General features: G+C 34.3%; 8 protein-coding genes. 2 read left to right on the forward strand and 6 right to left on the reverse strand.

What is annotated here, in order from left to right; all coding sequences use genetic code 11:
- Position 1: 1 nt before the first annotated feature.
- The 3 genes from VCM48_RS04445 to VCM48_RS04455 are packed head-to-tail and all read right to left on the reverse strand — an operon-like array spanning position 2 to position 17971.
- Positions 2–13840, reverse strand: a complete 13839-nt coding sequence (locus VCM48_RS04445) for a T9SS type B sorting domain-containing protein (protein WP_482271773.1) — start codon at positions 13838–13840, stop codon at positions 2–4.
- Positions 13841–13887: 47 nt separating this feature from the next.
- Positions 13888–15717: a PorP/SprF family type IX secretion system membrane protein gene (locus tag VCM48_RS04450; RefSeq protein WP_482271774.1), complete on the reverse strand. Its 1830-nt coding sequence runs from the start codon at positions 15715–15717 to the stop codon at positions 13888–13890.
- A 7-nt stretch (positions 15718–15724) separates the two neighbouring features.
- On the reverse strand, positions 15725–17971 hold the full coding sequence (locus VCM48_RS04455; RefSeq protein ID WP_482271775.1) for a T9SS type B sorting domain-containing protein: 2247 nt from the start codon (positions 17969–17971) through the stop codon (positions 15725–15727).
- Between the two features lie 267 nt (positions 17972–18238).
- On the opposite strand from VCM48_RS04455, the gene cmk reads away from it, so the two are divergent.
- Positions 18239–18928, forward strand: coding sequence for a (d)CMP kinase (cmk, locus tag VCM48_RS04460; protein WP_482271776.1), 690 nt, complete (start codon positions 18239–18241; stop codon positions 18926–18928).
- Between the two features lie 89 nt (positions 18929–19017).
- Positions 19018–20505: an NAD(P)H-hydrate dehydratase gene (locus tag VCM48_RS04465; RefSeq protein WP_482271777.1), complete on the forward strand. Its 1488-nt coding sequence runs from the start codon at positions 19018–19020 to the stop codon at positions 20503–20505.
- On the opposite strand, the gene VCM48_RS04470 is transcribed toward VCM48_RS04465, so the two are convergent.
- The 3 genes from VCM48_RS04470 to VCM48_RS04480 form a co-directional block, all read right to left on the reverse strand.
- Complete coding sequence (locus VCM48_RS04470; protein ID WP_482271778.1) at positions 20502–22163, reverse strand: sodium:solute symporter family protein; 1662 nt, start codon at positions 22161–22163, stop codon at positions 20502–20504. The two genes, VCM48_RS04465 and VCM48_RS04470, sit on opposite strands and share 4 nt — an antisense overlap.
- Before the next feature lie 130 nt (positions 22164–22293).
- A complete protein-coding gene (locus tag VCM48_RS04475; protein ID WP_482271779.1) occupies positions 22294–23055 on the reverse strand; it encodes a DUF6503 family protein in 762 nt (253 codons plus the stop codon).
- Positions 23056–23170: 115 nt separating this feature from the next.
- The gene (locus VCM48_RS04480; protein WP_482271780.1) at positions 23171–24922 is read right to left on the reverse strand and encodes a cytochrome-c peroxidase; all 1752 of its coding nucleotides are present in this window, start codon (positions 24920–24922) and stop codon (positions 23171–23173) included.
- Between the last annotated feature and the right edge of the window lie 17 nt (positions 24923–24939).

Genomic DNA, 24939 nt, shown 5'->3' on the forward strand with positions numbered 1-24939 from the left:
ATTATCTATATAGTGTAAAGTGTCCCATTATTTTCTTCTCTTGACCTGATAACTCTTTAAAGTAAATTGTATACCAATAATCTCCAGATGGTAGTGGTGTACCTTCATAAGTACCATCCCATCCTTCTACAGTACCTTTAAAGTCTGCAAGATTACGTGCATATCTATCATAAATAAACACTTTGATATCATGATAATCTTCTACTTCACGAGGATACCAGTAATCGTTTATTCCATCTCCATCTGGTGTAAATAAGTTTGGAACAAAAATAGATATATACTCTCCTCTAACAGTTAAGGTAACCTCACAACCTCTAGCATCTCTTACCGTAATGGTATAATCTTTTGTTTGTAAGATTAAGAACTCATTATCTGGACCAAAATCACCTCCATCTACACTGTATTCATATGGTGGTAAACCAAAATCAGCATTTGCAATTAATGTATTCTTAACTGAATCATCAATCTCTAAGGTTAATGGTTGATAATCCACTATATCAATTGGACTACTAGTAGAACTTTGAGAACAAGAACTTATTGTGTGGGTAGCTGTAACATAATAACCTGATCCTGCTGGTACATCAATAAATTCTCCTGTAGTATTTGTAGCTATTAGTGTATTTGCACCGTCATATAATGTATATGACATGTTATTTCTGTAAGCTTCGTCTACTATTGCTAAAATAATATTACCTGTAGGACAAGTATATTCAAAATCTACTGTTAACTGTAAATCTACTGGTTCTCCTGTAGTTACTCTTATAGGATCAACTACGTTACATCCTGCTTCATCTCTAACTGTGATAAAGTACGATGTACCTCCTTGAATGTTTTCATTTGCTCCTAATACTATTGAGTTTGTAGTGTACTGAGTTGGTAACTCAACATTATTAATACTTACATAATAAGGTTGTGTACCTCCTTGTACATTTAACTCAATTGTTGGTGTAGGATCATCAATACATACTTGTTCTGTTACTCCTACTAATGTTGCTGTAAACTCATCTGGTTGTGTTACTTCAACTCTTATAGGGTCTAAATAACATCCTACAACGTCTTTTACAGTAATCCAATACACTCCTGCGCTTAAGTTTTCAAATACATTGTTTTTTACAAACTTAGTTTCAGGGAAATCAGGACTACTTGGATCTGAAGCAATGTTGAACTCATAATCATTGTTACCTCCTTGTGCATTAACCGTAATAGTACCATCGTTACCTCCAAAACATGTAACTGGTGTTGCTGTTACAGTAGCTTCTAATACATCTGGTTCTGTTATTGTGTGCTCTCCTGTTATAGCAAAACACTCTACACCAAACCTATTTGTACTTCTTACATTTATTTTATAAGTACCAACATTTAAATCACTAAAAGTATTTGATGTTTGCCAAGTACCATCTATTGGAGTATCATTTCCATCTAGTAATTGGTATTCATAGTTTGCAAAACCTCCTTGTACATTGGCTGATAATACTGCATTGCTATCTCCATTACAGGTAATAAATGCTGAATCTATATTTAGTGTTGCTACTAAAGGCTCATAAGCTCCAACTGTTACTGTTGCTGGCTCAGAAACACATAATTCACTATCTCTAACATAGAATTGGTGTACTCCTGCATCTACATTAAATGTAGTTGTATTTCCAAAAGTAATTCCATCCATACTATACATATAAGGGCCTGTACCTCCTGCTCCTGTAACTTCTACTGTTGCTTGAGGAGTATTACATGTAATATCTACTGTAATTTCTGCTGAGGCAACTACTTCGATAGGGTCAATTATATCAATTGGACCTAAAAGACCATCACAAGAATATCCATCTGCTACTTTTACTGAATATCCAACGCCTGCTGGTAAGTTCGTAAAGATTGGTGATGACTGACTTGCACTTTCTGTTAAGTCAGGGTATACTAATATGTAACTGTATGTTCTATTAGAGTCTTGTGTTTGACCTCCAGCTATATTAGTTACTTCAATAGTTGCTGTATATTCTCCTTCACAAAGGTTCGGCGTGACATTTAAGTTTCCTGTAATCGTTGTTCCTGGTATTAATGTAAAGGTTGTTGTCTCTGTACATCCATTAACATCTCTAACAGTTGCTGTATAATCTCCTGCTGTTAAACCAGTAATAATTGCATTGTTATCAAATGGCTGAACTGTTAAACCTGAAGTGTTGTTTACCAATTCATACTGGTAAGCACCCCAACCTCCATTAGCTGTTAACTTAACTCCTCCTGAGTTTGGTGGTGTACACTTTAAGTAGGTTAAATCACTTGCTAATGTTAAGTCGCTATCAGGTTGAGTAATCTCAAAGTTTACTGTTTGAGATGTACAGAATGGTGTATTTGGCATTGTAACCTGTACATAATACTCTCCCGGAGCTATACCTGAAATGGTAGTAGGTGTTCCTCCTGTTCCATTTCCTGTAATACCTGTTGATGTTCCTCCAATAGTGAACACCTCATAATCATACACATCTGTATAAGGAGTATCAGGGCTAAAGTATATATCTACACTTCCTGTACCTCCAAAACATGCTCTTTCAATATTTGTTAAGAATATATCAAAAGATGGTGCTTCATCTACTACATAATACTCTGTAAAAATACAGTTAGTATCTAAGTTTTCTAACTCTATTCTATATGTACCTGTTGTTAAAAACTGGGTGAAGTCACCATCAGTATTCGCTCTTGTCTCTAATAATGCTCCTGTCGCATTATTATATAACCTGAACTCAAAATTAGCTAATGGATTTCCTGTACTTGTTGTATAAGTAGCTATTATATCTTCACCATCATTACAATCAATCGCTCTTTGAGGAGTAACAGTTACGCCTGTTATACTAACAAACGGATCGATTACAACATCTTCTGAATCAAAACAATTGTTGTTTTCATCATACACGCTTACTGTATATGTACCTCCTGTTTCATCTGTAGAAGTGTAAGTAAAGTTACTACTGTCTTGTAAAATAGTTGCTCCATCAGCAAATACTACACGTACATAATTTTCTGTACCTCCAACTATAGCAGTTTCATCTACTGTTATCGTTGCATTGTTTGTTGTATTACCAACTGTACAATTAAATTGTGACACTGATACTGCATTTGAAATATCGATTGCTAAATTTTCATTAATTGTTACATCTATAGAAGTAATACAATCGTTTGTTCCTTGTGCTGTAATTGTATACGTATCTGCAGGTAAACCAGAGAATACATTATTATTAAATGTCATTGTTGCTGGCAATGGATTAATCGTATACGTTAACGGTGAAATACCATTGTCAGTTTCCGAAACTGTTATTTCTCCATCCGTACTTCCTAAACAAATGTCGTTTACAGTTGCTATGGCAGTAAATACTGGCTCTATTCTAGGGTTAATTACAATATCTTTTGAAACATCACATACTGGTGTTGCTCCTAAATCACGTACCGTAACCGTATACGTTTGTGGTGTTGGATTTCCATTAGGAATTGATATTGTAAAAGGATCGCTAGTTACTGCTCCATTTACTAATGGACCACTCGAAGAACCTACTACTTCATACTCGTAATTACTTACCCCTGATGTCCAATTTACTAAATCAACTGTTACAACTCCGTTTGGTGTTGGTGAACAATCAATTTTCTTGGTTTCTACTAACGAGAAGTTAACATCTGGATTAATTGTAACTGTTTGATCAGGTGCTGTACAACCATTAGAATCTACAACACTTAAAGTATATTCATCTGCTGGTAAATTACTAAACGTATATGAACCTGCATTTAATGTTTGTGAATTTGAATACCCTAAAGTACCTGATATACTATAAGTATATGTAAGAGTACCTCCTATAGCATTTACAGTAATACTACCCCCTGTAGAAGGATCACATACATTGTCGTTTTCTACAAACGTAAAGTCTACTAAGTCCGGATTGTTAACTGTTACTGTAACTGACCTAGGACATCCTTTTCCATCTCTTACACGAATTCTATAATTCCCTGGTGCTAAGTTTGTAAATATATTATTGCCTCCATTTGATGCAAAATCATACCCTCCAATTATAGCTCCTGTACCTGTATCTTCTAATTGATATTCATAATTACCCCAACCTCCTGTTGTTGAAGCTGTGATTGTAGCATCTGAACCATTACGACAACTTACTGACGCATCATCAGCTAAAATTATCAATGGTTGATCTGGTTCATAAATAGTAAAGTTTTGTGTTCTTGGCTGACAAAAAGGACTATCTAACATAGTAACAACTACATAATATTCACCAGCTGCTAAATTAGCAATAGGAGAATCTAAAGTCTGTCCATTTCTTACTCTTTCTACAGAATCGTCACTAGCTCTATAAACAGTATAGTTATAATTCCCTGTATACGGAGTTGAAGGACTGAAGTCCATAAGTACGCTACCTGTTTCTCCCAAACATCTTGCATCTACAACATCTGTAATTAACAAATCAAACGCAGGTTCATCTCCTACCGTATAGAATGTTTCTACCACACAGTTAGTAGCTGGGTTTGTTCCAGTTACTGTATAAGTACCTGTTGCTAAACCAGTAAAATTAGCTGATTGCGTTGGATCATTTACTAGTATTGTTTGTCCTGTTTCAACAATTGTATAAGTTATATCTGCAATATCTGGACTCACTTTTACATTAATGCTTTCTCCTGTAGTACAAGTAATAGCCACATCTTGAGTTGCGCTTATACCTGTCATTTCTACATAAGGATCAATAGTAACATTAGTTGTAGCAGAACATCCTTTATCGTCATATACTACGACCTCTACTGTACCTCCAGAAGTGTTTGTTGTTGTAAACTCAAAACTGCTTCCTATTTTTGTTTCAGGAGATCCTGTAATAGGCGTATAGGTAAACGATACACTGGTATAGTTTCCTGAGCCTCCTGAAATATCTCCTGCTCCATTTGGTACGGTAACCGTAGCTACATTTACAGTATTTGTACCTGCGTTACACTTAAATTCATCAACTACAGGGTCTGTTAATGTTATAGCTAAATACTCAGTAATTACAATACCTGTTTTAGTTGTTGTACATCCATTAATTGTACTTTCAGCTGTTACTGTGTAAGTACCTGGAGCTAACCCTGTGAATACTGAATCTCCTGCTGGTAATGTAGCATTATATACTGGAGTTGATGGGTCTGATGGATCATTATTTATCTCGTACGTTAATGGTAAAATTCCATTATCAACCGATGTTACTCTGATACTTCCTGAATTATCACCCGCACACACACTATTTTCTACTTCATATGAGAAGTCTGGCTGAACAGCTGCTGCTACAGGAATTTGTTTTGTTTCCGAACATCCTGATGTTAAATCATTTACCGTTACTTCATAAGTTTCAGCTGTTGTTACCGTAACATTTTGAGATGTTTGTACTCCTGTTATTGTACCATTATTTGGTGTTGCCGTAGCGGCAGGTGTTACTGTATATGTAAAATCTCCTGAAGAACCTAAATCAGCTCCTGAAGTAATTTCTATACCTATAACGGCTTGTCCTGGTGCACAATTTAAATTTTGAACTGTTGTTAAATTAAAATCTAATACTGGATAAGTAGAAACAGCTGTTGGTCCTGTCAAAGTATCTTCACAACCATTAGCGTCTCTTACCACTATTGTATGATCTCCTGATGCTAAACCAGTAAACGTATGAGAACCTGAAGTTTGCGCTGTAAAAGCACCTCCATCAATACTATATTGATAAGGAGCTAAACCACCTGAACCTGTAACTGTAATAGATTTTAAAGGATCACAATTTGCTGTACTGTCTAAAGTAAGTGTAGGCGGTTGACTTACTGTTAAAGTTTCCGTTAAAGTTAATGTACAACCTTTTGAATCTACAACCTCAATAGTTACATTAACTGGTAATGTTGTGTCATTTAAATCACTATATGCAACCTCTAAAATATTGCCTGTAATTGTTGTTGGTGTTAAAGATGTATTTGTTGCAGATACTAAATTATAAGTATACCCAGGGAAACCTCCATTTACATCGTCAATACTTATTACACCATTAGCACTACAAGTAATATTATCCACTACATTTAGATTTCCTGTAATAGGCTCTCCATCTTGAATTTCTACATCTCCACTTGCCCATTTACATGTTGGAAATGAGGTAGGGTCTTCTATAATTAAATAATAAGTTCCTGCTCCTAACGCTACTGTAGTTGTTATATCAAATGTTGCTGCTGCTGGTATTGTTCCACTCTCAAGAGCTCCATCAGAAACAGGATCTGTTACTGTAGTATTTACATCATAAAGATGCCAGTTAGAACCTGTCGCTGCATTTCCACTAGAATTGTCTACGGTAAACATTATAACCCCTGAATTAACTCCACACCCTTGTGTTGTTACGTTAGATGTTATTGGAATATTATCAGATGCTGTTGGTGGGTTGTACTCTCCTTCTTCCATCTCAATACAACCATTATCCATATCTCTTACGTAAAAAGTATAAGTTCTACCTGGTATTAACCCTGCATATGTTTTTGTATTCCCTCCTGGAGTGTCTGGTGCATCCCAATCTGCAGGTGTTGCTGGCACTTCATCTATAGCAAAACCATAACTAGGATTACCCCCAGAAGCCTCTACTAAAACATCCATACCATCTTGACAATTAGAAATACTGTACAAAATGTTAATTACTAAACTATTTACATTAAAAGGAGTTTCAAAATCTTCAAACTCTCGGATACAAATTACGGTAGCACCATCAACTATACGAACTGCTGGACTTACAATAGTACCTGGAGGGATATTTGTAAATTCATTCACGCCGTCTTCTGGTATCCAATTCCCATTTTGATCTCTTACCTCTACTACATATGGTGATGAAATTGATGTTAAAGAACCTGGTAATACATATTTAAAACCAAATTGACTTGGGTCGTCTCCATAAGCAATACAATTAGCTGGTAATACTCCTTCAATAGTAGCATCTATTTCTGGTAACGTATCAATTATAATTGTTTCTGTTAATGGTGATGGGCTTGGACAGTTGTTGGCATCTACTAATGTTACCGTATAAGTATCAGATGATAAACCTGCAAAATTTACTGAAGTGTTATTTGTTGTTACACTATCTACGACTCCTCCTGAATTAGATATCTGTACTGTATAAGGAGCCAAACCATCAGCTATATTTACCGTTACTACCGCTGTTTCTCCAAAACATCTTGGTGAATTATCTGTAACTGTCATAGTAGGATTAGGCGTTGTTCCTATTACTACATTTTCTACAATATAAGAACAACTAGAACCATCACGCACATAGACGTCATAAGTACCAGGGGCTAACCCTGTTATTGGATTGGTTCCGCTATAATCTGAAGCCGCTGGTGCTGGTGAGCCATCTGTAATAACAGCAAACTCATAAGTTCCTGCTCCGGTACCTCCTGTTGGGCTTACTAAAATTTCTCCGGTCGGAACACAATTAGCATCCGTAGGTGTTGCAGTCGCAAAAAGTTGTGGGTTAATTGTTACTGTTACGTCTGCAAAACATCCTTTTCCATCTTGAACTCTAATATCATGATCTCCTGGTGATAATCCTGAAATAATAAATGGATCTGTAGTTACAGGAGTAAAATTACTCCCTCCATCTAAACTATATGAATAATCTCCATTACCTGTAAGAACATCTACTTCAATTTGTCCGTTAGTTCCATCATAACACTGTGCTACTGCATTAAAAGTTACAGATTCTGCTGCTGTTACAGTAACTGTATTAGATATTGTACAACCATTAGTTTGATCTGTAGCCACTACAATATAGTCTCCAGGTGCTACATCTGTAAACTCTGTAGTTGTGGTAGTTCCTGTTGGTGTCATTGGCGCTATAAATAACTCATAACTATATGTTACACCTCCATAACCTCCTGTTACACCAGGAGTAATAGTAGCTCCCGTAGGTATACTACAGGTAACCTCTTTTGTTATTGGTAATGCTAATACCATTGGTGTTGGATCTACCAATGTTTCTTGTAATGTAACTGTACATGCTGCTGGTGAAGCACTATTAGGGCGAACTTCAATCGTATTTACTCCTACTGGTAAACCTGTTATTGTAAATGGGTTTGTACCTGCTGCTTGCCATCCATTTCCATTAGCATTATATTCAAATGAAGTTGGAGTACTCGAAGGGAAAGAAGCTTCTACAGTAATCGTTCCATCGTTACTTCCAATACATGTTTTAGAGCTACCTGTAATAGCAGCTGTAAACTCTTGGTTGGCTTCTACATTTACTATAATATCTGTCGTACAATTACTTCCATAGTCAACAGTAATAGTATAAGCTCCTGCAGATAAGTTTGGAAATACTCCTGTTGAGTTTGAAGTTCCTCCTAATGTATATGTATAACTACCCGCGGGTGTACCTGTTACAGTTATATTTCCTGTTCCATCACAGTTATAATCTACTGTACTATTCAATGTTGGTTCAGTAGGTAAATCTGCAATAGTTACTGGATTTAAGTCTAAAATACATCCATTAGCATCCACCACTCTAGTATCATAGGTTCCGGGATCTAGATTTGTTACTGTTGTACTTCCTGCTTGTGTATAATTAGTATCTGCCGTTAACTTATAAAAATATAAATAGTTTGGCGTTCCTCCAGTTGGAGCTGTGAAAGTGATTGTTCCTAAAATAGTTCCTGAAGGGCTACACATTAAGTCTGTTGCTGCAGCACTACCTCCTGTTAAAGGAGATGGAGCTACTATTGTTTCTGTTGTAGGCGATGATGAACATCCGTTAGCATCAGTCACTACTACTTGATAAGTATCAACAGCTAACCCTGAGAATGTATAATTTAATCCACTTGAAGGTCCTTGTGTTATTGGAGCTCCTGAACCTGTAACGGTAACTGTATAATTTGCTGTACCATTGGCTACAGTAACATTAATTGTTCCTGTTTCACCACTACATTTAGGTTGTACAAGGGTTGTTGTATGTGTAGGGTTCACTATTTGATTTACTGTTACTGTGTCTGTAAACTCACAGTAATTAGCTCCTCCATTCTTATCTCTTACATATACAATATAAGTTCCTGCTGGTACACTTATAGGACTAGATGTATATGTATTCTGATTTCCTCCTGCATCTTCAACAATAAATTGATAATTTCCATCTCCTCCATTTGGAGTTATCTGTATTTGACCTGGATTACAAGTTGCACTCACTGGTACTATCGTTGCTGTAACTTGTGGAAGAATTGTTGCAGATTCTGTTATCTGACAACCTTTTCCATCTCTTACAATAACATCATATGCTCCATCTGTTAAATTATTAAACACATTAGAATTTTGCCAACCTGTAACACCATCAATCATATATGAATAGTCTCCATTTCCTGAAGTTACATTAACTGTAAGTGTTCCATTACTTCCATCATAACATGTTACTGGTGTTACTGTAAATGCTAAAGTAGTTATTGGATTTACTGTAATAGGGAAAGGTGCTGATGTACATCCTTTTGAGTCTGTAGCTACTACTGTGTAATCTCCTACTGGTACATTTGTGAATGCTACAGGATTTCCTGAATTGTCTAATAATTCGTGTGTATATGGCGCTCCATTCCCTCCATCTGTATTAGTAACCGAAATAGTAGCTCCTGTATTTGGCACACAAGTTATTTCTTTTGTTACCTGAGCAGCAACTGTAACTATATCTGGCTGAGTTAATACTACATTATCAGGTATATCTACTTGACAATCTCCTTCAGAGTTTACATTTGAACGTACACTAATTGAATATGTTCCACTTGTTAAACCTGTTATTGTATATGGACTTGTTGTTAATGCTGTACTCCATGCTCCTCCGTTTAACGAGTATTGGTAAGAAGTTCCGTAGTTTTCAGCATTAATAGTAATTGTACCATCACTTCCACCGTTACATGTTATATTTTCCCAAGAGTCTATATTAGCTGTAAATGCTTGGTTCTGCTCTATAACAAAACTAACTAATGTACTACAGTCTTGACCTTTATAATATACCAAAATCTCATGAGGACCTGGTGTTAAATTTGGAAAGTTATTAATATTAGTCGTTGGTGCTCCATCTAGAGAATATTCAAAATTATTTTTTATTTCTGAAGGTGGTCCTAATACTACATTTCCTGTACCGTCACAGTTATAAGTTATATCTGGTACTAATTGTGGTGCTTGAGGAGAATCCAAAATTTCAATATCTCCTGGTATTTCATATACACAACCATTTTCATCTCTTATATAAAAACGATAGAACCCTGGAGTTAAACTATTAAATACTGCTTCTGCCGACCCATTATCATCAAAAGAATAATAATCAATAGAAGTTACATTTCCTGTACTAGTGTCTACAACACCTACACCATATTCATATGCCCCAGTACCTCCTGTTTCATTTTCAAATCTTACTTTCCCTCCTGCTCCACAGTTATAGTCTCTTTCTTTAACTACTTCTGCACTAAGTGCTGGTGGTTCTGTAATTGTAGTACTTACTTGGTAGGTACATTGATACGTATTTTTTGAAGCTCTAATATCAATAGTATAAGAACCTGCTGATAAACCTGAGAATACACCTGTATTATTCGTTGTAGAAAAACCATCTATACTATACTCTAAAGTATAACCTGTAGCATCTCCTCCTGTTAAGTTTACTTGTATCGTACCATCATTATCTCCATTACACGCAATATTTGTTGGTGTTGCTGTAAACTGTAACGCTGGTTCAACCACAACAGTAGCTTCCGCTGTCGCACTACAGTTATTATCATCTCTTACTTCAAACACATATGTACCTTCACTTCCCATTGGAACTTCGTAGGTTGTGTCAGTAAAATACACTTTATCAGCATCTGCTACTGGAGTTCCATTTACAGAAATTACAGCATATTCGTATGGTGAAGTCCCCTCACTTGGCGTTAATGTTATAATTCCTGGTGAGCTTCCATTTTCACAAGTAATATTTTTTGTTGTAATTGCTGACAGTGTAATTGGCTCAGGTAAGGTTATTACTCTTGTTTCATTAGCCGAACAACCACCTTCTGTAGTTACGAAAACCTGATATGTACCACTCTCAGTTATAGTATATCTTTGGTCATTACTATCAATAAAGCCATTAGACCCTGCCATATACACATTATCTTTTCTTATCTCATAAGAATATCTACCTGGTACATTTCCTATTTGTACTGTAAGCTCTGATGCTCCTCCACATACATCAATGTTTGTAAGTATATTTAAATCAATATCTAGACTTTGTATATTTACACTATCTGTAACATAATTACAAGATCCGTTAGAACCAATTTGACGAATTGTTACAGTATAATCTCCTGGATTAGTTATTGAGAAAGTATTACTTGTTTGAAAAGCAGTCGTTGTACCATTGCCAGATAAACTATACTCATACCCATCAGGTACTCCATTAACTACAATACTTCCGTTTGTTCCACATAAAATATCTGTTGGTACAAGAGTAGGTGTTAGTGAATTTCTAAATACATTAAAATAATATGTTCTCGGACATGTTCCGTCATATAAAACTTCTAATTTATAAGCTCCTGTTTCATCGAAAGATTGAGTCAAATCTGTTCCTAACGAACTCCAAGAACATCCAGTAGATGTAGGTGCACAATCTTCTGTTTCAAAGTTATATCCACAACCACCATCTCCGTTTAATTTAAACCATTCTACAGTTGTATTTGATCCTGCAAAAGGTAAAGTAATATCTCTTGATTCCGTTGTACTTCCACATAAATAAATTTCAGCCAACTCTGTAGTATTACTAGTACAAGAAGTATTGAATCTATCTGCAAAAGGTGGTGCTAATGGGTTAGATACATTTGCAAAACTTATTACTTCTACAATTTCAGGTTTTGTAATACACCCTAAGGTTGTTGTTTTGGTTACTGTATATACTCCAGCACTATTCACTGTAATACTTTGAGTATTTCCTAAAAACTGACCATTTTCATCTTCCCAACTATAGGTATCAAAACCATTACCTGCTGTTAATTCTATACTTCCCCCACAAAGAACCTCTGTTCTTCTAAAATCACAATCATCTAAATTAACTAAAAAGTTTGAAGATCCTACAATACCAAAATCACAACTATCAAAACCAGAGTAACTAGGTTCGTTGTCTACTACAACTCCCCCTCTAACTCCTTCAAATCTAGCAAAAGCCTGATTTTGTACCACATTTGAACATACATCTCTTAACTCATTACAGTCAGAAACTACTTGTACATGCAAACGAATATTATATTCTGCTCCATTTTCCCTTACCATATTATCAGGGATTCCAAACTCAACTTGCGCTCTAAAACCATTAGCTGCAGAAGGACCTTCATAACCTACTATTGTTACTCCTGCCGGTAAATCGATGTCAAAACGCATACCATTATATACTGTTCCTCCAGTAGACGTTTCTAATAAATCTACATTTTTGGGTAATCTATCTGTTATTACTGTATTAGTAGCATCATCTGTACCTACGTTTTGAAAACTTATATTATACCATAATTCACTACCTAAACCTACAGGTGTCCCTTGAATATCGTTACCGCTACCATCTAAAACAGATTTCACCATTTGTAGCTCTGGTTCAATTATTTCTACCGCCAGTGCATTTAAAAAAGGCCAATAAACATCTCCACTTGTAGTAAATCTAACATTAGCAGAAGTTTGCCCATTAGTAATAACACTGTTATTAGTATTACTTAATTGATATAAGTCTACATCAAACCCTAATGTGTTTTCACTATCTGGAATACGAGAAGTTAAATATTGATCATTTATACTTATAGATCCATTAAAAAAATTATAATCTGGGTTTATATTTGGTGTTGATTGACTTACATAGTTACCGCTAGTATTTTCTATTTGAAATCTATCTCCTGAAATACTTCTATCCCCCTCTAACGTCGCAGCTAACAAACTAACTCTTACTGGTGCTGGGTTTGCTGGGTTTCCTACAGGCACTGTAGTAAAACCAGAGTATGATAATTCCACATCATTACTCCCATCTACATCAGCATAACCGTCAAAAATAGCTATATTTTTACTTGATAGTGTTTGGTTTTCATAAATTATCACCATGGTCCAACCTCCAGAACCTCCTAATCCATTTGGGTCATCACCCCTTGTTGCCCTGATGTTTGCAGCTACATAAGTACCATTATGTCCTTCTGGATCAACAGCTGAAAGTCCCTGGATATCAGATGTAATATCTTTATAATAAACATAACTAAAACCTTGGTCATAAACTGTTTCGTCTGCAGTTATATCTTGATAAACTCCTCCGGGTAATCTAAATTTAATTTGATTTGGATTATCACTCCTACTTTCTTGCCCTTCCCAAGTTTCGTAACGATAAACTCCAGCCCAATATAACCCTGCATACACTACTCTTGAACAAGTAGGAAGACTTAAAACATCCGAACTCGATGAGAATGTAGAAGCATCACTATCTATGTCGATATATTGCATATCAACATTTCCGTTTGAGCTAGTACCATCATAAGGGTCAGTTGGATCATAAGTATACCAACCATTATCATAGCCCCATCCATCTACACTTAAAACATTATTGGCTATAAATGTAATATCTCCTTTTATGTTTATACCTCCTGAAGTACCATCAGGTTTTATGGTACGTTGGTTAAAACCAGCTGCTAACTTGGCTCCTGTATTTTGCGTTTCTAATGATAAGGATGCTTTTAAGTTAGCATAACCTTTAGCCTCATTTAAAGGTTTGGGAGGTGTTTTTGGTTTTTCTTGCGAAAAACTAAAAAAAGTTTGTAATACAATTATTAGTAAAGTAATTATTCTTTTCATAATTTCAATTGGGGGAATTAATTAATCAAGTTCTTAAGTTATGTATTTTATTTTATCTGTACGATTGCTTTACGATCGTAAAAGGCTCCATTTAAATTTGTATTATACATTTTTATTGCTTCCGCTCTATCTGTTGTTTTAAAAATGTAAACATGCATAAACCCTGTTTTTGGGTCAACAAAATAATCTGCATCTATATCATCATTTCGTAACTCATCTACATTTCTATCTGCTAATGCTTTTTGTGAGTTAACATATACTCTTAAATAATATCCTGGCTCTACTCCTTCAGCCTCCATTGGATAAACTCTAGCTGGTGGTTGTGTTTTAGGTTCTTCATAACTACTCAATGAGCCTCCTAAAGTAATTTTAACCACATACACAGGATCTTTAGTTGTTTTTTGAACTTTTATCGTTGAGTTATCTTTCTTCTCATCGTTCTTTTCAAATAAACGAGTTTTATCGTTAAAATTGTCAACCTCTTCTTCTGCATCTTCTTCTTTTGCAAACCTATCAAGGTAAACGTAATATAACTTTTTCTTAGGCTCAAATACATATTTTGCTTCAATATCTAATCGAGACCACTTATCTATTAGTGCTTCAGCATTTTCTTTACTTCTAAACTGGTCTGAAACTACATAATACATGGTACCTCCTCCACCTGAACGCGTTATTGTACTCTTACGCCATGGTTTATTTGATCTTCTTTTTAATGAAGTATCTTTTGATTGAACTGTATCTCTTATTATTACTGTATTAGTTGTTGTTTTCGGCGCTGGTTGATTTTTCAATAAACGTAATACCTCGTCAACCTTTTTATTTAAAATATCAATAGAGTCTTGCGCTTGTTGAATTTCATCAGATAAATCGTTGTGTTCTGGGTTTTTATATTCAATTTCTTTCTTTGGGGCTCGTTCTGGAAGACTAACTTTTACGTTACCAGTTCTTCTTTTAGGACGTTCCCGTGTAAACGATCTTTTTCCAAAATTATAAATCAATCCTATTTCATTAGTTGCTGCAAAACTACTCTTCTCATAGGTAAAACCAATTGCTAACTTATCAGATAAGTTTACTCCAACACCTGCTGAGATACCGTACGTTTTATCATACCCCGCTTTAACCCAACCTGCTTTAGGTAAATCTATAATAGCATTTGCTCCATAACCAAACTCGCCATCTCCTGGTTTTCTTGCCATTGCTAACATTCGTATATCAGCACCTTCAAAAAGTCCTTTTGCATAGGTAAATTCATGTGAATACATTAAATGCCCTGAGAATGTTTTTTCTCCAAAAGAAGTAGCCATTTCACTCTTTTTCAGATTAAAATCTACTAAATTCTCGAAAAACACTCCTACATCAAACTTTCCTATAGATAATGTTATCGCTGGTTGAAAATTAACAATAGGAAGGTCTTGGTAATTTGAAATCTGAGGATCTGGTTCTGCTGAATTTACCTTTAATCCATCTGCACTTCTTCTACTATACAAAAAGTTAAATCCAAAAGTTAAATCCATCGTTTCATTTAACTGTAAACGATGCGCATAGTTAGCTAAGGCACCGAAATCTTTAAAAACTCCAACTTCTTGTTGATAAATAGCGAGACCTGCTCCTACATTTTCCCTCATTTTCCCTGAGTATGTAGCCAAATATAATTTTGGATTATCTTCAAATTCTACATTACTATTTCTTACGATTGCAGAAAGCGATGTTTTATTCTCTCTTAGAGCAGAAAAGGTAGGCACGGTTAAAAAGCGATTAAATTTCATGAAGTTTCGTGAACTAAAGCTACTATATTGCTGTTCACCACCAGAAAATTGTGCTTGTACCACAAACACATTTAATACTAAAATAATAAGTAAAGTAATTTTTCTAATCATCTAAAATTTAATCTATTACTGATATCGTCCCTGCTTTAATCAGCTTACCCTCTCTAATAATCTTATAATAAAATATTTTTTGATTGCCTAAACTCTCTACAGGCCAATCGTTTTTGTAATCAGTTGTTTTTAAAATTTCTTTTCCCCCTGAATTATATAATATTATCTCCACACTAGGTTGATATGCATATGAATTTGACAACTTCCAAGTATCATTAATTCCATCTTGGTTAGGAGACACAATATTAGGTACTATAATTTGTCCATCAGGCTCTACTACTTCTATTGTCTTATACAGTGTACAGTTACCTACTTTTACTTGCACTGTATAAAAACCTAATTCAGTCACCTCTAACTGCTCTGTTGTTGATAACAAAGCTCCTGAAGTATCTTCTCCTTGATACCATTCGTAATTTTCTCCACCAGCTGCCACAACTATAGCTGAACCGCCCTCTTCCAGCACAACAATTTCTGATGGAGTAACAGTTACTGCTGAATCATCAAAAGGAATTACATTTATAGCTGCTAATTCATTGCTACAGCTTGAATCAGAATATTGTAACACATACTCCCCTACTTCAGTTACTACTAATGTTTGAGGGTCTGAAGGGGTTACATCTTCGTCCCCATCTTTTATCCATTGATAAGTATAACTCGTATTAAAGTTATCTATTGTGTAAACAATAGAAGAACCTGCACATAAAGAATTTGAAGTTGATGTAGAAGATACCTGAGGTACCTCTACTAACTTTACATCAATAGCATTAGAATCACCACTCTTTCCATTATTTGTGCTTACTGTTAGTATATATGAACCATTATCAGCATATGAGTTGACCGTATACTCTTCAGTTGTTCCTCCTGTAGAAACTCCATCTTTTTTCCAGTCAAAGTTTAACATCGCTATTTGACCGGAAGTTAAATCATACTCGTTTCCATCTTTTGCTACGGCTTTTACACCTACCATACTTAACTTAGTAGTAGCTGAATTACACTCTTCATAATCTGTAGCAGTTCTAATCACTACATTAAGTGAGTCTACTGCTAATAGTACAAACTCTTCTGAATCAACTACTGCATCACAAGCCGACCCTGTACTTTTTGTAACTCTTGCAAAGTAAGTTCCTTCTGTTGTTGCATCAATACATAATTGATCTTGTACTGCTGTTCCTAATGTTTGTCCGTTTCTAAACCATTCAATAGTTACATCTTCAACAGGCGTAGCATCATGGCTTATACACAACTCTTTTGATTCTCCAAATAATATAATTCTTTTTAGTGCACCTTCATTGGTTACTGTGTATCCGGCATCTGTTTGTTGTTGTAATACAACATCATTTGAAACTGTAGTACATGTTCCTGCCACTATTTCTAAACGGTATGTGCCGAATTGACCTGCAGTTGGTGTTTCATATGTAGGATCATTTGAAGATTGTTTTAATTCGTCATCTAAATACCAATTATACGTATAAGACGTATTTGTTACATTCGCTTCAAATGTATGAGATTTGTCTCCACAAATTTCAATAGTTGACGCTCCTTTAATTTCTTTATCATCACCGCTAAGACCAAAAACATCTAAACGTCTTGAATCAATACCACCACACAACCCATAATCAACTTTCACATAATACTGTCCTGTTTCTGCTATTGTATATTTAGGCTCTTGCGTAGTAGCTACCAATTCATCAGCTCCACTACTTTGGGCTCTATACCACAAATATTCTCCAATAACATCGGTATCTAAAGAAACCTCTCTTGATTCTCCATTACATAGTGTGAATGAATTCCCATTATTTATAGACAATTCTCCTTCTGCAAACATATCATAATACGCTTCAAACGAAGCTGTTTGTACTGTTTGTACAGGAGTACTTGTTCTTACACGTATTACATAGTTCTTACCATAAGTTCCTTCTTGCAACTGAAAACTGATATTATCCATACCTTGACCTTTGTTATAGTCATTTGCAGCTGTACTGATAAGTGTTCTTAACGTTTTTACTTTAGAAGGATCTGAAAAAGATCCATCTTCATCGGAAAGTTCTATTTTAAAAGTATTAGCATCTTCAAAAATACCTGTGAAACTTATATCTAAAGAATAGTCTGTCCCTCCTACTTGATCACAAAGAGCTCTATTACTCACACCTACTAAATCGTTAACAACGACACTTTCAAGCACTTGAGCGCTTGAATTTATACACAGTAGAAATGATGCTAAAAGTAATAATATGCTTTTAGTGCTTCTTTTCATTTAAGGGATTCTTTTAAGGGTGTCAAATTTATAGTTTTTCTTAACAAAACTATAATAAAACTAATAAAATTAATAGGGAAATATATAAAATCTATTTTTAACAGGCAACTAAAGTTTTTTTCTCTATTAAAACATCTTAGTTTTTCATCGTAAATCTATACTAGCCAACACATTAAAACCACATCGTTGGTTAGTTCTTTTTGAACTAATAAACTCGCTACCTATATTAAAATTCTAATGTATATTTGCTATCTATTTTTTTGAATCATGACAAAGAAAATCACCATAGCCATTGACGGTTTTTCATCTACAGGAAAAAGCACTATAGCAAAGCAATTAGCCAAAGAATTGACCTATATATATGTTGATACTGGCGCTATGTATAGAGCTGTAACTTTATATGCTATGCAACGTGGTTATATTTCTGAAAATCATTTTAATTCAGAAAAATTAATTGCTGATTTACCTAACATTTCTTTGTCTTTTACTTTTAATGAAGAACTTGGTTTTGCTGAAATGTTTTTAAATGGAACCAATGTTGAAAAAGAAATTAGAACCATTGAAGTTTCTAAATTCGTAAGTAAAGTTGCTGAAATTTCTGAAATTAGAAAAAAGTTAGTTCGTGAGCAGCAGGAAATGGGTAAAAACAAGGGGATTGTTATGGATGGTCGCGATATTGGAACTGTAGTTTTTCCTGATGCTGAATTAAAATTATTTATGACTGCTTCTGCCGACAAACGCGCTACGCGTCGCTACAGAGAATTATTAGATCGTGGTGATAATGTAAATTATGAAGAAATTTTACAAAATGTACAAGAGCGAGACAGAATAGATTCTACCCGAGAAGATTCTCCTTTAGTTATCGCAGATGATGCTATTGAATTTGATAATTCTGACATGGGACTTAAAGAACAATTTGAACGTATTATGAGTTTAGTTAACGCTAGAATTCAATAAAAACTACTTTTAATTATTAGTACAATAAACCCACAAAATTCTTGTGGGTTTCTTTTTGCTTTTTTTATGTAAAGTTGTAAATTTCTTACATGAAAAATCTTCAAAAAATAATCAACGTTACTCAAATACGAAAAGCTGACGAACACACTATTTCTAAAAAAGGAATTACCTCTTTTGCTCTAATGGGACAAGCATCTTTAGCCTTTGTTAAAGCCATTGAGCCTTTATTAAATCGCTCTCTAAAAATTGCAATTGTTAGTGGTGTTGGTAATAACGGTGGTGATGGATTTGCTATTACTAGAATTTTAAGAAGTAAAAAATATACTGTACAACCTTTTTTAGTTCAGTTTAAAGATACACTTAGCCCAGATTGTGATATTAATTTTCAAAAGCTTGATGATACCATTATTATAAAGTCTATTAGTGAAGTTCCTGATTTTTCTGAGTACGACGTGATTATTGATGCTATTTTTGGTTTTGGACTTTCCAAACCAATTACTGGTTTTATAAAACATGTTATTGAAAGTATTAATAATGCTAAAAAAATTGTGTATGCTGTTGATGTTCCTTCAGGATTATATTGTGATAAGTTACCTGATTCAGAAACAGTTGTACAGGCAGACATCGCAGTAAGTTTTCAACGACCAAAATTTTCTTTCTTTTTCCCTGAAAATGGAACGTTTGTAAAAAATTGGAAAACGGTTGATATTGGCTTAGATGAAGATTTTATTCAGCAACAAGAGAGCAACTATTACATTCTAAACGAAAAAATTACTGATCTTTTAATATCTCGAACTCGCCAATCTCACAAAGGAAATTATGGTCATGCAATGTTAATAGCTGGTTCTTACGGAAAAATAGGTGCTGCGGTACTATCTTCTAAAGCTTGCTTACGAAGTGGTGCTGGACTGTTAACTAGCTATATACCTAAGTGCGGGTATCAAATTTTACAATCTTCTATTCCAGAAGCAATGTGCCTAACTGATGAGAATGAAGAATTCGTGACCCAACTCCCAGAAATTTTCAAATACGACATTCTCGGGATAGGTCCTGGAATAGGTGTTAACGAAAAAACGACACAACTTGTAAAAAAGTTAGTATCGGAAAGTAGTAGTCCGTTGGTAATAGATGCCGATGCTATTAATATTATTGCTCAAAACGAAGAATTAAAATCATTACTTCCTAAAAATTCTGTCTTAACTCCACACATTAAAGAGTTTGATAGGTTGGTTGGAAAATCGGACACCTCAACGGAACGTTTTCAGAAGCAACTTGAGTTTTCTGCAAAATATCAATGTATCGTAGCTTTAAAAAATGCATATACTGTAATTTCTTCTCCTGAAGGAAATTTGTACTTCAACACTTCTGGAAACCAAGGAATGGCAACAGGGGGTAGCGGTGATGTACTCACAGGAATCATAACTGGATTATTAGCACAAAACTACACTCCTTTACACGCCGCTTTGTTAGGCGTATTTTTCCACGGAAAAGCAGGTGACGAAGCTGCTAGTAAAAAAGGATACAATGCGTTAATTGCTTCTGATATTATTGATGCTTTACGAATAGAAAAAAGTTAGTTGTCTTTAGAAAGTGTTTGGAATAGTGTTGCTAATAACATTACTAATCCACAACCTAAAGCATTTAACCACAAATATGGTAACCAATCAATATACCAAACTGCTATAATAATTAGCTGTGTGATTATTGCTGCAACAAATACCGCATTTCCTTTTACATATTTTATAAAAAAGGCTAATAAGAATATCCCTAGCACGTTTCCGTAAAAAATGGAACCTATAATATTTACGAGTTGAATTAAATTATCAAATAAATTAGCTACACAGGCGACTAAAATTGCTAAAATCCCCCAACCTAAAGTGAACCATTTTGACATTTTCACATAATGCTCTTCACTATATTCTATTTTGGTATTGCGTTTGTACAAGTCAATTGCTGTTGTACCTCCTAAAGCGTTTAATTCAGATGCTGTAGAAGACATTGCTGCTGATAAAATTACCGCTAATAATAGACCTATTAATCCTTTAGGTAAATTATTTAGAATAAAGTGAATAAACACATAATCTTTATCGTTTGTTTCTACTAACGGATCTACTTTTGAAATAATAGTTTTCGCTTCTTCCTTTAGTACTTTATCTTGTTCATTAAACTCTTGAATCTGTGCTACATTCTCAGGAGTTAACCCTTCAAAAATCAGCGCTTTTTTTCTTCCTTCAATAAAACGATGTTGCTCTTCTAATTTTACATATTGTTCTATTGTTTCAAGGTTGGAATTTGCTATTGCTTCTCCTGATTTTGGGTTAAAATTTAATGGTGACGGATTAAACTGATAAAATACAAACACCATTACTCCTACTAACAGAATAAAAAACTGCATCGGTACTTTTAACAGCCCATTAAAAATCAATCCTAATTGACTTTCTCTTAATGATTTCCCTGATAAATAGCGCTGTACTTGGCTTTGATCAGTTCCGAAGTAAGATAGCATTAAAAATGTTCCTCCTAAAATACCTGTCCAAACAGTATAACGGTTATTTAAATCCCAAGAAAAGTCTAGCACTTTCATTTTATCAGAAGCACCTGCAATTTCTAATGCTTTGGTAAATGTAATATCGTCTGGTAAATATTGTAATATCAAGTAAAAAGCAACAAACATTCCTGCGAAAATTACAGCCATTTGTTGTTTTTGAGTAACACTTACTGCTTTAGTTCCTCCTGAAACGGTGTAAATAATTACCAAAACACCTATTATAATATTTAGCGTAACTAAATCCCAACCTAAAACTGCTGACAAAATAATAGCTGGGGCAAAAATGGTAATTCCCGCAGCTAATCCACGTTGAATTAAAAACAGAATAGCAGTTAAGGTTCGAGTTTTTTGATCGAACCTTCCTTCTAAATATTCGTAAGCTGTGTAAACTTTTAATCGGTGATAAATAGGAATAAACACCAAACAGATAATTACCATTGCTATTGGCAACCCGAAGTAAAACTGTACAAAGCCCATTCCGCTATGAAACGCTTGTCCTGGAGTAGATAAAAAAGTAATGGCACTGGCTTGTGTTGCCATAACCGACAAACCAATCGTCCACCATTTACTTTCGTTTCCTCCTTTTATATAATCTTCAACATTTTTACTTCCTCTCGTTTTCCAAGCTCCATATAAAACAATAAACAATAAGGTTATTGAAAGAACAATCCAATCTACTATTTGCATGGTTTATTTTGTATATATGTTAGTGATTATATAAAATAACACGATGTATACTAAATTAGCCACTAAGACTAATGTGTATTCTTTTTTCCATACATACTTTTTATCCATACTTTGTTTGTTTATTAGTTGATTATTGTTTTGGTTTCTCGTAAAAACTATTGGCTAAAGATGCTTCGTTTAACAAAGGCATTTTAAACTGAATTGGTTCTCTTGCTGGTTCTGTTGGTTGCCCGTTTTCATCTTTAGCATACCAAGTTATGGATTTTGGCAACAACAAACCGTTAACATTTTCCCAATCGTTATATCTTATAATTTTATACGCATCTGTTGGTTCTTTACTAAAAAAGGTAACCGTATACCCTAACCAAGCCATTTGTTTTGTTTCTGGATGGTAAAATATAAAATAATTATCATCTGGTGAAGTTCCAACGTTGGCTTTGTATGAAATTTTTATTCCTGGGTAGGTTACTCCTTTATAAATTAGTGGATTTGTTTCTGAATATACAATACCATCATCTGCTAACACAAAAGGCATTGCATAGAAATAAAAATATAGGTTATAATAAAACTCAGGATTCCCTTTAAAAGCGGTTGAGTCTTGTTGTTGTAACCACACTTCTGTTCCGTCAAAGCCTAAAGAATATTCTGGTGAATTCACTACTATTTTTCGTGAATGTAAATCTGTGGTATGCTCTTCATTTTTTAGTGTGAATGACAATGTGCTCATTTTCTTCCATTGTTCAATTCCCCCATGTTTTTTTAAAACTTCTTCTAAAGCTTTTGGATATTTTGATACTGCTACCTCTTCTTTTTTACTTGTTTCCTTTTTAATTTCTTTTTTACACGCTATTGAAGCAAGAGCTATAGCTATTAGTAGTACTATTTTTTTCATGATAATTGATTTATTCTGATTGGTCGAAACTGCCAATAAAAATTACAGTAAAAATAAAAAAACTCTCTAAAATACATTTAGAGAGTTTTATGTTAACTTATAAAAATTGAATGAATTATTCATCCGTTAAGGCTTCCATAAAAGCTATTAGGTCTTTAATTTCTTTTTCTGACAAATTCAATTTATCTGATGGTAACGTTTGATTTGGAACTTTATATCCTAATCCTTGTCCACCACCTTTATTATAAAAATCAACTACTTGTTCTAAGGTTTCATATACCCCATTATGCATATAGGGAGCCGTTTTGGATACATTACGAACGGTAGAAGTTTTGAAAAAGTATTTTCGTTCTTCAGTTTTAAATATATTATAAGCACCTAGGTCATCATCTAACCCTGTTTCTTCTAAATTTGGAACTCCTATAGACTCTACCTCAGTCTCAGTAAAATTAGGTGGAACTGTTCCGTTAAACACAGGTGGAAAGTGGCAAGTCGCGCATTTTGCTTTTCCCATAAAAAGATTAAAACCGTTGATTTCAGAAGTTGTTAAAGTGTTTTCTTTATTATTAATGTTTTTATCAAACTTTGAGCTAAAGTCTCCTAAACTTCTAATGTAATTTGCCATCGCGTTTCTGATATTAAAATCAGTTACTTTTCCATATAAATCAGTAAACGATTTTGTATATACACTATGACTTTTTACAGTTTCTGTCAAATTTTCTAAATTGGTATGAAACTCATTTTTATTTTCAACAACTCCTACAATTTGCCCCTCTAAACTTCCCGCTCTTCCATCATGAAAAAAGGTTTGTTGATACGCAGCATACGATACCGTTGGAGTATTTCTTTTTTGCTTCGGAAAAGTTGCTAATCCATCTGTAAAAGCTTTATCCTTAATATGACAAGTAGCACAACTCATAACACCGTCTTTTGATAAGCTTTTATCATTAAATAACTTTTTTCCTAAAGCTATTTTCTCTTCAGACATAGCTTTCTCTAACTGATGATAGTCATTAAAGAAATTAATATTAAATGTTTCTTTAGAAAATAACGAAGTAATATTATTGTTGAACGCCATAGTTAATGGGAATTCCACTTTCCAATCTTTTGCTGTTTTTGCTAACAACTCTAATTGCTTATACGCATGGTTTTTAATAAAATCGAAACGATTGAATGTAGTAAACTCTCCATCTTCTAATACTTTTTGAGTTGTCTGTATTTCATTCAACCAATCAGTATATAAGCTTTCATTTGAAAATTCACTCTTATACGTTTTTATAATAAAAAATAAGGTTTCATAATTTGTTTTAGCCTCAGTCAACGATTGCTCTAACACAGGTGAATCAAAACCTGTTATTCCTACCAAAGCTATACGAGCAATTTGATCGCGTAACAACCACAAAATATGATGTTTTTTTAAATACAACGTGTTGTTTGCCGCTATTAGTTTAAACCTACTTACTGTCTTTTTTATAATACCCCCTACCTCAGCAACGTCAACTTCATCCTCACTTAACAATTCTTCAATAACTTGAAACCCAAAAGGCTTTCTTATTTTAATATCCGTAGCATCTTCCTCTTCAACCTTTAAAATATTAGGAGCATTTAAACTCTTGTAGTTTTCTTTATCAGCAAAAGCTAATATAGGTTCAATTAACTTAAATTCTTTTCTTGCTGACTTGTATTTTTTGAGTTTTTCTGAAACCTCATCAACAGCGTTAATTTCTTCTAAAAGAGCAATACAACGATCTAAATGGCTCGAGTAATACTCTTCAACCTTTACTACTAAATCTTGATTATCAACTTTTATATAACTCGCTGTTTTTTCTTGTTTACAGCTAATTATAGATACTAGAAAAAGACACATGATAACATGTGCCTTTT

It is taken from the genome of Tenacibaculum sp. DPLXC6 (genome assembly GCF_056815515.1).

Bases quoted from the DNA above. Each gene is read 5' to 3' on its own strand.
- VCM48_RS04475 (WP_482271779.1), bottom strand. From the start codon at position 23,055: ATGAAAAAAATAGTACTACTAATAGCTATAGCTCTTGCTTCAATAGCG.
- cmk (WP_482271776.1), top strand. From the start codon at position 18,239: ATGACAAAGAAAATCACCATAGCCATTGACGGTTTTTCATCTACAGGA.
- VCM48_RS04450 (WP_482271774.1), bottom strand. From the start codon at position 15,717: ATGATTAGAAAAATTACTTTACTTATTATTTTAGTATTAAATGTGTTT.
- VCM48_RS04470 (WP_482271778.1), bottom strand. From the start codon at position 22,163: ATGCAAATAGTAGATTGGATTGTTCTTTCAATAACCTTATTGTTTATT.
- VCM48_RS04455 (WP_482271775.1), bottom strand. From the start codon at position 17,971: ATGAAAAGAAGCACTAAAAGCATATTATTACTTTTAGCATCATTTCTA.
- VCM48_RS04465 (WP_482271777.1), top strand. From the start codon at position 19,018: ATGAAAAATCTTCAAAAAATAATCAACGTTACTCAAATACGAAAAGCT.
- VCM48_RS04480 (WP_482271780.1), bottom strand. From the start codon at position 24,922: ATGTGTCTTTTTCTAGTATCTATAATTAGCTGTAAACAAGAAAAAACA.
- VCM48_RS04445 (WP_482271773.1), bottom strand. From the start codon at position 13,840: ATGAAAAGAATAATTACTTTACTAATAATTGTATTACAAACTTTTTTT.